We start from the raw sequence: 10,058 nt of genomic DNA on the forward strand, positions 1-10,058 counted from the left end.
GCTTCCACGGGAACAGCGGGCCCGGGTCGACCTTGCGCGAGGGCGCGAAGTCCTCGTGGCCGACCACCTGGGTGCGCGGGATGCGCAGGCGCGTGCACAGGTCCTCGAGCAGCACCAGCAGGCTGTCGATCTGTTGCGGTGCGAACGGGGTCTTGCCGTCGTTGTCCAGTTCGATGCCGATCGAGGCGGAGTTGATGTCGGTGATGGTGCCCCAGCGCCCGGCGCCGCCGTGCCAGGCGCGGTCCTGGTCGGCGACCAGTTGGTAGCGCGTGCCGTCGCGGCCGATCAGGTAGTGGGCGCTGACCTTGCCCTTGCTGTTGTGCGAGCGCAGCGTGTCCAGGCTCTGCTGCACCGAGTGCTGGTCGGTGTAATGGATGACGATCAGGATCGGCCGGCGCGCGTCGTAGTTCGGCGACGGCACCCAGGTGGCCAGCGGATTGCGCTGCGGCGCGTGCGCGCAGGCCCCGAGCAACGCGAGCGTGGCCAGCAGCAACAGCCGGCGCACGGCGGACAGGGACGGCACGGGAACACGGGTCATGGACACTTCCTGGTCGGCGACGCACAAGCGTACGCAATCGGCGCGGCGACGGCGTGCAGGGACGCGCCGACGCTCACCGCCGCGCACTCAGAAGCGGTAGTTGAAGTTGACGTACCACTGCCGGCCGATCGCGCTGTACACCCGCGGGAAGTACGGCCAGGTGGTGTAGGTGTCGTCGCGCGGGTGCAGCGCGTCGAACACGTTGAGCACGCTCAGGCCGATGGTCGCCTTGTCGGTGATCTGCTTGGCGAGGTCGAGGTTCCACACCAGGTAGGGTGCCACCCGGCCGCGCTCGGCGTAGTCGGGCCGCGAGCCGTAGCGGTAGCCGTACACGCTGGCCGACCAGTCGCCGCGGTTCCAGTTCGCACGCCAGTTGCTGCGCGTGCGGAACGCCAGGTAGTCGACGTCGTTCATCACGTCCACCGGGCGCGCGCCGACGAACTGCGCCACCTCCATCCGCAGCACCCGGGTCAGGCCGCCCTGCAGGCCGAGCGTGCCCCAGGCGCCGAGGTCGAGGTCGTAGCGCAGGCTGGCGTCGATGCCGTCGGTGCGCATCAGCGACTGGTTGATGGGGAAGGTCTTGAACGCGGTGATCTGGCCTTCGCTGGTCAGGTCGGTGCCGGGGCTGCGTGTGACCGCGTCCAGGTAGAAGCGGCAGGCCGCCGAGGCGGTGTCCACCGCGGCGCCAGCGCGGTCGCGGCCGAGCAGGCAGTTGGCGTTGTTCTCCAACAGGGTTTCGCTGGAGATGGCTTCGACCCGGCCCTTGAGTTCGATGCGGTAGTAATCGACGCTCAACGACAGCGCCGGCAGCGCATCCCACACCGCGCCGAGCGTGGTCGACTTGCCGGTCTCCTCGCGCAGCAGCGGATTGGAGGCCTGGGTGGAGAAGGTCTGATACTCGTGCGCGCTCGCGCAGGCCGCCGACAACGGATCCAGACCGTCGCGGCGGCACAGGTATTCGTCGACCACGGTGGGATTGTTGGCGCTGGTGCCGGCGTAGATCCACAGCAGGTCAGGCGCGCGGAAGCTGGTGGCATGGCTGCCGCGCAGCAGCAGGGTGTCGAACGGACGCCACTCCAGACCGGCCTGCCAGGTCGCCGCGCCATCGACCGCGGTGATGTCGTCGTAGGCGTCGTAGCGCGCGGCCAGGGTGGCGCTGAGCCGACTGGCGATCGGCACGCGCAGCTCCAGCCCTGCGGCGTAGCGCTTGCGCGGGCCGCCACCCGGCGTCTGGGTGAGGTTGTAGATGCGCTCGCTGCCGGTGTAGTCGACCGTGGTGCGCGGATCGGGTTGCAGATCGTAGGTCTGCCGCGCCGCTTCCAGCACGGTGGCGACCTGCACCATGCCAGCCGGCAGTTCGAACAGGTCGCCGCTGACCACGAACTGGGCCTGGTCGGTCGCCGATTCACCGCGGCTGACCACTTCGGTGGTGAGCTGCTGGTACAGCGCCGGGCTGCCGGGCGCGAACAGCCGGTCCGGGCGCACGCGGCGGATTTCGGTGCCGTCCGGCCGATAGCCCAGCACAGGGCCGAAGTAGTAATCGCGCACCGCATTGGTGAGGAAGCGCGGGCGCCGCGTGGTGATGTCGTAGCGCGACAGCGACACGCTGGCATCCCAGTCGAACCGCCCGTCGAGGGCCTTGCCGCGCACGCCGGCGTTGAGGTTCCAGCTGCGCTCGTCGTAGTCGATGGTCTTGATGCCGCCGACCTCGTCCGGCAGGAAGATGCGCTGCGCGGTGACCAGCCCCAGGTCCGGATCGTAGGCGGTGAACGCGCCCTCGCCGATGTAGTAGTGGGTCTGGCTGGAGCTCTTGTCCTGCGAACGGTTGGCCAGCAGTTGCGCGTAGGCGACCACGTCGTGGCCGAGCTCGGCATCGCCGGCCAGGTAGGCCGAGGTCTTGCCGTAGCCGTTCTGCACCGAGCGCCCGGCGTAGTAGTCGAACGCGCCGCAGCGGTTGGCTGCGGGCAGGCTGTCGCTGGTGCGGTACGGACGGAACGCCGGATTGGTCGCGGTGCAGGCCGCGGCCAGCGCCTGCGGCGAGGTCGACAGCGTGCCCGCCTGCGGCCACAGATAGGTGGTGCCGCGGCGCAGATACACGCCGGAGATCGACACGTTGGGCGAGCTGGGATCGGCCTTGTTGGCCGGATGGTCGTCGTAGGAATCCATGAAGTCGCGCTGGCGGGCGACGATGGGTTCGCGATCCAGCCGCTCGAAGGCGTAGGTGAGGCTCCAGCCGTCGCCGCGGCGCCCGCCGCTCCACTGCAGTTGCCCGCTATCGCCGCCGCCGCGGGTGGTGGTGCCGGCACGCACGCGCAGACTGTCGCCCTGGAAATCGCGCTTGGTGATGATGTTGACCACGCCGGCGACCGCATCGGAACCGTAGATGGCCGAGGCGCCGCCGCTCATCACTTCGATGCGCTCCACCGCCGCCGCCGGAATGCTGCCCAGGCTGACCGCGGTGCCGTTGGCGCCGTAGGACTGCGGATAATCGGCCATGCGCTTGCCGTTGAGCAGGATCAACTGATAACCCGGCCCCAGCCCGCGCAGGTTGAGATACTGACCGTTGGGCGAACTGCCGGTCTGGTCGCTCTCGTTGAAGGTACTGCCGCTGAACTGGGTCAGCGTGCCCAGCGATTCCCACACCGTGGCGAAGCCCTGCTTGCGGATGTCCTCGGCGGTGATGACGGTGACCGGCGCCGGGCCCTCCACCTGCGCGCGAGCGATGCGCGAGCCGGTGACCAGCACCGCATCGAGATCGCGCGGCGTCGCCGCCTGTTCCTGCGCCGCGGCCGGCAAGGCCGCGACCAGCGTCGTCAGCGACGCCAGCGCCACGCGCATGGGCCGCAAGGGAAAAGGACGACGAACGATTCGCATGGGCACGCGGCTCTCCTGCTGGCGCGGGTGGATGGCGCGAACGCCGCGGGCGCGGCCACGGCCGAGCGCCTGTCCCTGGCGTCCACGCACACGGCGATGACCCGTGCGCGGCACGCGGCCATCGTGTTGCGGGTTCCTGCATCTTGCCGAGCGGACGCGGCGCTGCCGTGCGCTGCCTGCACGTTCCCCAGCGCCATCGCCACGCGCCCCCTGTGCAGCCGGGTTTAACACGCGCTCGCAAAACCTGTCAACGCAGCGCCTTGACAGGAAAAAACCGGGAATCGAAGATCCTGGCGTCGGCGTGTAGCACACGCCGACCTTCTTTCCAGACAGTGGGTTCCCATGATCACGATGCGCGGCCTGTGCCTGTTGCTCGCCGCGGCGGCGAGCGGCGCCATCGCCACGGCACGCGCCACCGAGGCCATGCCGCTGCAGGCACAACCGGCGCAGTTGCAGGCCGAACACTGGATCGCGCGGCTGCCGGCGGCGTCGCCGCCGCTGCTGGAGGCGACGCAGCGCGCCGCGTTCAACGCCCGACTGCTGCGCGACGACCCGTCGATGCACGACCTGACGGCGCTGCCGACGCAACTGCCCGCCGCGCAGGTGCGCGCGCAGATCCTGGCGCTGTCGGCGCCAACGACGCGTACGCTCTACGACAGCCAGGGCGGCGTACTGGACGCCGCGCGATTGCAGGCGCTGCAGCGCGCGCTGGCGCTGGAGGCGCTGCCGGCGCAGGTGCAGCCGCGCTACGCGCTGGTGGTGCAACGCGCCGACCTGCGGCGCTTCCCGACCGCCGAGCGCGTGTTCAGCGACCGCGCCGATCGCGACATCGACCGCTTCCAGGAATCGGCGCTGTATCCAGGCAGCCCCGTGGCGATCCTGCACGCCAGTGCCGATGGCCAGTGGCTGTTCGTGCTGGCGAACAACTACGCTGCCTGGATCGCCCGCGACCGCGTGGCCGAGAGCGACCGCGCCAGCGTGCTGGCGTACGCGCAGCGCACGCCGCGGCTGCTGGTCACCGGTGCGCGCGTGGCCACCGTGTTCACCCCGGACCTGCCGGCCACCTCGCAGGTGGCACTGGACATGGGCAGCGCGCTGCCGTTGCTGCGCGACTGGCCGCCGCAGAATGTGGTCAACGGCCAGTCGCCGCTGGCCGCCTACGTGGTGCAGCTGCCGCTGCGCGACCGTGACGGACGCCTGCAACTGGCGCCCGCCCTGGTGCCGCGCAGCGCCGACGTCGCCGAGGCGCCGCTGCCGCCCACGCCGCAGATGCTGCTGCAGCAGGCGTTCAAGTTCCTCGGCGAACGCTACGGCTGGGGCAACAGTTACGACGCGCGCGATTGCAGCGGCTTCGTCGTCGACCTGCATCGCAGCCTCGGCATCGAGTTGCCGCGCAACACCGGCGACCAGGCGCGCAGCCCCGCACTGATGTCGGTGCCCTACACCGCCAGCGACCCGCTGCCGCAGCGGCAAGAGGCGCTGGCGCAACTGCGCGTCGGCGACCTGGTCTATATCCCCGGCCACGTGATGCTGGTGATCGGCCAAGAAGACGGCCAGACCTGGGTGATCCACGACGTGGCCGGCGCCAGCTACCGCGACGCCGCCGGCCAGCTGCAGCGCGTGCGCCTCAACGGCGTGTCGGTGACGCCACTGGAACCGCTGCTGCTAGGCGACGGCACGCCGTTCATCGACCGCATCACCCGCATCCAGCGCCTGCGCGCGCCGACCGCCGAATGAAGATCACCGAGATCCGCCTGGGCATGCTGCGCGTGCCGTTGAAGACCCCGTTCAAGACCGCGCTGCGCACCGTGCAGGCAATCGAGGACGTGGTGGTCATGGTCCACACCGACGATGGCCGGATCGGCCATGGCAGCGCCCCGGCCACGCCGCCGATCACCGGCGACACCCATGGAGCGATCATCGCGGCGATCGAGCGCTGCCTGGCACCGCGTCTGATCGGCGAGGACATCGCCGACCTGCAGCGCCTGCGCGGCCTGATCCAGGGCGCGCTGGAACACAACAGCAGCGCCAAGGCGGCGATGGAGATCGCCGTGCACGACCTGTGGGCGCAGCAGCACGGCGCACCGCTGTACCGCCTGCTCGGCGGCGGCACGCCGCACCTGACCACCGACCTGACCATCAGCGTGAATGCCGTGGACACGATGGTGGCCGACGCGCTGTCGGCGCTGGCGCGCGGGTTCGTGGCGCTGAAGATCAAGATCGGCACCGATCTGGCCGAGGACATCGCACGGGTCAAGGCGATCCATGCCGCGGTCGGCGATCGCGCGCAACTGCGGCTGGACGCCAACCAAGGCTGGACGCCGAAGCAGGCGGTGCAGGCGATGCACGCACTGGAACATGCCGGGGTCACGCTGGAACTGCTGGAGCAGCCGGTCAAGGCCGGCGACGTGGACGGCCTGCAGTACGTGACCGAGCGCGTGCAGACCCCGGTGATGGCCGACGAAAGCGTGTTCTCGCCGGCGCAGGCGATCGCGCTGCTGCAGCGGCGCGCGGCGGACATCGTCAACATCAAGCTGGTCAAGGCCGGCGGCCTGTCCAACGCGCTGCGCATCGCCGATATCGCGGCGGTGTACGGGGTGCCGTGCATGATCGGCTGCATGCTCGAATCGAGCATCGGCGTGGCCGCGGCGGCGCACCTGGCGGTGGCGCGCGCGGACGTCATCACCAAGGTCGACCTGGACGGCCCGTCGCTGGGGGCATTCGATCCGGTGGTGGGCGGGGTGCAGTTCGACGAGGCGCAGATCCGGATTGGCGATGCGCCGGGACTGGGGATTCGCGAGATCCACGGGTTGGAGCTGTTGCCGCGATCGGTGTAATGGCGCCGCGCATGGCTGGCTGGCTCTAGCGATTGTGGGAGGGACTTCAGTCCCGACTGCTGTCGCAATCGGTCATGGGATGGCTTCACTCGTCGCGACCGAAGTCGCTCCCGCAGGAGCTTGCGGGAAGCCTGCCGGGTGCACGGTGGGAGGGACTTCAGTCCCGACGCATCGCGCCATCGGAACGCATAGCACTTCGCTCGCCTCGGCTGCATGGCAGCCGACGCCTAGAGGAGGCCAATGCGCCGCCCGCCAACTCCGCAGGCGGCGCAGCGTCACTAGACCACGGCCTTTCAGCCACCATAGGGATCGACCGTGCGAATGCTCCTGTCCGGCTCGACGTGCAGCGGCGTGCACTTGACCGAGCGCAGGTGGGTCACGCCGCCGGACAACAGGGCGTCGTGGTAGAACAGGTACCAGCGCCCCTGAAACGCGCAGATGGAGTGGTGCGTGGTCCAGCCCACTACCGGCTTCAACAGCACGCCGCGATAGGTGAACGGGCCATACGGACTGTCGCCGATGGCATAGCACAGCAGGTGCGTATCGCCGGTGGAATACGACAGGTAATACCGGCCCTGATCCTTGTGCAGCCACGGTCCCTCGAAGAAGCGGCGCGCGTGGTCGTCGGCACGCAGCGGCTGGCCGTGTTCGTCGAGGATGACGATTTCGCGTGTGGGCTCCGCCAGCTGCGTCATGCCGGGGTCGAGCCTGGCGATCCGCGGCCCCAGCGCCGGTTCGTCGCCGACAGGCTCGACGTGCGCCGCATCGAAGCGATCGTCGCGATATTTCTGCAACTGCCCGCCCCAGATGCCGCCGAAGCACAGGTAGTGCGCGCCGTCGTCGTCCTCGAACACGGCCGGGTCGATCGAATAGGTGCCCGCGATCGGCTCGGGTTCGGCGGCGAACGGGCCTTCCGGACGATCGGCTACCGCCACGCCGATGCGGAACAGACCCTGCGCGTCCTTGGCGGGGAAGTACAGGTAATAGCGACCGTCGCGGCTGGCCGCGTCCGGCGCCCACATCTGCCGGCTGGCCCAAGGCACGTCGCGCACATGCAGGGCGACGCCGCAGTCGGTGGCCGCTCCGTCGGGCGTGTCCATACGCAGCACGTGGTAGTCCTCCATGCCGAAGTGGCCGCCGTCGTCGTCGAACGGCGCGCCGCTGTCGATGTCGTGCGATGGATAGATGTACAGGCGCCCCTCGAACACATGGGCCGACGGATCGGCCGTGTAGATGTGGGTGACCAGCGGTTGCGAGACGGCGTGCGCCGCGAGATGGTCGATGTCGCTGCCCTGGCGCCGCGCCTGCAGGTCGTGTTCGATGCGACGTTCCATGCGCTTGTCGATCCGGTAGAAGCACAGCAGCGCCACCGCCACCAGGAACGGGAGGGCGCTGTAGACGCTCACGGTCAGGCGGATGCCGTCCACCACGGCCTGCGGCTGCTGCGGCGCGCCCGCCTGGTAGCCGTGGTGTGCGAGTATGCCGGCGACCAGCGCGCCGCCGATGCTGAGCCCGATCTTCAGCCCGCACAGCATCGCCGAGAAGATGATCGCGGTGGCGCGGCGATGGTTCTTCCACTCGGAGTAGTCGGCGACGTCGGCGATCATCGCCCACAGCAAGGGGATGGTGATGCCGTAGCAGAAGCCGTGCAGCATGAAGGCGCCGAAGGCCACGCCGATCGCAGTGGGCGGCAGGACGTAGAACACCAGCAGGAACAGAGTGGAGACCAGCAGCGCGCCGCCAAAGGCATCGCGCTTGCCGAAGCGGTCGGCCAGGCGCCGCGAGAAGCCGATGCCCAGGATCATGCACAGGATGCCGCAGGCGTTGAACAGGCTGAACGCCGAGGTCGCCGCATCCTGCGGCCAGGTGAAGCCGGACAGGCCCCAGCCGCCGAGCAGCGCATTCACACCGCCGATGAAGCCGTTGAAGCCGGAGGTGTCGAGAAAGCCCGCCAGCGCGTCCTCGCTCAGGTAGTACTGGAAGTAGTAGATGTAGGTGCCGCCCTTCAGCGCCAGGTTGACGAAGACCAGCACGGTCAGCGCCAGCATCACCTTCCACGGCCGGTTGTGCAGCAGGTCGGACAGGTCCTGCAGCACGCCAGCGCTCTGTTCCTTGGCCGGGACGATGCGCTCGCGGGTGGTGGCGAAGGTGATCAGGAAGAACAGCGTGCCCACCACCGCGAACACCGTCATCAGGCGCTCGAAGCCGCGCACGTTGTCGCCATCGCCCAGGATCAGCACCAGCGGCAACAGCAACACCTGGATGATGAACTGCGCGATCATCACCGCCACGAAGCGGTAGGCCGACAGGCTGTTGCGCTGGGCCATGTTGCCGGTGAGCACGCCGCTGAGCGCCGAATACGGCAGGTTGTTGGCCGCGTACACCAGCATCAGCAGGCCATAGGTGGTCAACGCGTAGACGACCTTGCCGCGCGCGCCCAGCTCCGGCGTGCTGAAGGCCAGCAGCGACAGCACGCCGAACGGGATCGCCGTCCACAGGATCCACGGCCGGAACTTGCCCCAGCGGGTGGCCGTGCGGTCGGCGGCGATGCCGATCAGCGGGGTGAACACGAACGCGCCGAGCAGGCCGATCACGAAGATGATCGTCGCCGCCGTGGCGGCCGGCAACCGGTATACATCGGTGTAGAAGAAGGCCAGGTAGGTGATCAGGGTCTGGAAGATCAGGTTCGCTGCCAGGTCGCCCAGGCTGTAGCCCAGCTTCTCCCGCACCGACAGCACGTGCGCGGCGGTCTCCGCACTGCGGGCCTCAGTCACGACGCGCCTCCACGGTGAAGCGCGCACGCACGCGGGCATCGGCGCTTGAACCGCCGATCCGTACTTCGTAGCTCCCTGCCGGCACGACGTAGGTGCCGCGCGCCTCGTCGTACTGGCGCAGCGCCTGCTGTGCGTCCAGTTCGAACGTCAGGGTCCGGCGTTCGCCAGGGGCGAGGTGCACGCGCTGGAAGCCGCGCAGCGTTTGCTGCGCATCGCCCGGCGCGGCCGCCAGCCGCCGCACGTACAGCTGCGCGACTTCGTCGCCGGCGCGCTTGCCGATGTTGGCCATCTCCACCTGCACCTTGAGGCGTCCATCGTCGGCGATGCGCGGCGCATCCACGCGCAGCTTGCCGTAGTCGAAGCGCGTATACGACAGCCCGTAGCCGAACGGATACAGCGGCGTGCCGCGGAAGTAGCGGTAGGTGCGGCCTTCCATCGCGTAATCGTCGAACGCGGGCAGCGCCTGATCCGCCCGGTAGAACGTCACCGGCAAGCGGCCGGCAGGGTTGACCTCGCCGAACAGCGCCTGGCCCACCGCGGTGCCACCGCGCTGCCCCGGATACCAGCTCATCAGGATCGCCGACAGATGCGCCTGCGCCCACTCCACGGCCAGCGCCGAGCCGCCGGTCAGCACCATCACCACCGGCTTGCCGGTGGCGTGCAGCGCTTCCAGCAAGGCGCGCTGCGGCGCAGGCAGGCGCAGGTCGGTGCGGTCGCCGCCGGCGAAGCCGGGGTAGTCGACCTTCATCTCTTCGCCTTCGACGTCGCCGGTCAGGCCGCCGACGAACACCACCACGTCGGCGCTGCGCGCGGCATCCAGCGCTTCGTCGAACGGCGGCTTCGCCCCGGGCATGCGCCAGCCCAGGCGCACGCTCGCGTCGCGCTCGGCGTCGTAGTACTCCAGCTTCACCGCATAGGCGCGGCCCGCCTGCAGGTCCAGGTCCACGCCGGCGGCGCGCATGCGGTCGCTGTCGGTCCAGTGATCCAGCACCAGCTTGCCGTCGACATAGAGGCGGAAGCCGTCGTCGGCGGCCG

The 10,058-nt window shown here is 69.4% G+C and carries 6 protein-coding genes and 1 pseudogene; 2 read left to right on the plus strand and 5 right to left on the minus strand.

Annotation, left to right across the window (positions count from 1 at the left end; all coding sequences use genetic code 11):
• The coding region (locus D180_RS14545) for an N-acetylmuramoyl-L-alanine amidase (RefSeq protein ID WP_043091028.1) at positions 1 to 538 on the minus strand (538 nt) is incomplete at its 3' end.
• Between the two features lie 87 nt (positions 539 to 625).
• Positions 626 to 3,376: a TonB-dependent receptor gene (locus D180_RS14550; RefSeq protein ID WP_017913371.1), complete on the minus strand. Its 2,751-nt coding sequence runs from the start codon at positions 3,374 to 3,376 to the stop codon at positions 626 to 628.
• A 378-nt stretch (positions 3,377 to 3,754) separates the two neighbouring features.
• Between D180_RS14550 and D180_RS14555 the strand changes: the two genes are divergently transcribed.
• Entirely contained in the window at positions 3,755 to 5,149 is a 1,395-nt protein-coding gene (locus tag D180_RS14555; RefSeq protein ID WP_017913372.1) for an SH3 domain-containing protein, read from the plus strand.
• A complete protein-coding gene (locus tag D180_RS14560; protein ID WP_017913373.1) occupies positions 5,146 to 6,249 on the plus strand; it encodes a dipeptide epimerase in 1,104 nt (367 codons plus the stop codon). Before D180_RS14555 ends, D180_RS14560 begins: the two co-directional genes overlap by 4 nt.
• A gap of 293 nt (positions 6,250 to 6,542) precedes the next feature.
• Here the strand turns inward: D180_RS14560 and D180_RS24595 are convergent, their stop codons facing one another.
• From D180_RS24595 to D180_RS14570, 3 genes and pseudogenes are all read right to left on the minus strand, one after another.
• Positions 6,543 to 7,559, minus strand: coding sequence for a glycoside hydrolase family 43 protein (locus D180_RS24595; protein ID WP_343122587.1), 1,017 nt, complete (start codon positions 7,557 to 7,559; stop codon positions 6,543 to 6,545).
• Positions 7,533 to 8,987 (minus strand): annotated as a pseudogene (locus D180_RS24600) (MFS transporter); the annotation flags it as partial. The pseudogene D180_RS24600 and the gene D180_RS24595, both read right to left, overlap by 27 nt.
• 28 nt (positions 8,988 to 9,015) lie before the next feature.
• A partial coding sequence (locus D180_RS14570) for a glycoside hydrolase family 3 C-terminal domain-containing protein (protein ID WP_017913375.1) occupies positions 9,016 to 10,058 on the minus strand: 1,043 nt, incomplete at its 5' end.

Origin of the sequence: Xanthomonas sp. SHU 166 (genome assembly GCF_000364685.1) — a bacterium.
GTDB lineage: Bacteria > Pseudomonadota > Gammaproteobacteria > Xanthomonadales > Xanthomonadaceae > Xanthomonas_A > Xanthomonas_A sontii.

Bases quoted from the DNA above. Each gene is read 5' to 3' on its own strand.
- D180_RS14560 (WP_017913373.1), top strand. From the start codon at position 5,146: ATGAAGATCACCGAGATCCGCCTGGGCATGCTGCGCGTGCCGTTGAAG.
- D180_RS14555 (WP_017913372.1), top strand. From the start codon at position 3,755: ATGATCACGATGCGCGGCCTGTGCCTGTTGCTCGCCGCGGCGGCGAGC.
- D180_RS14550 (WP_017913371.1), bottom strand. From the start codon at position 3,376: ATGCGCGTGGCGCTGGCGTCGCTGACGACGCTGGTCGCGGCCTTGCCG.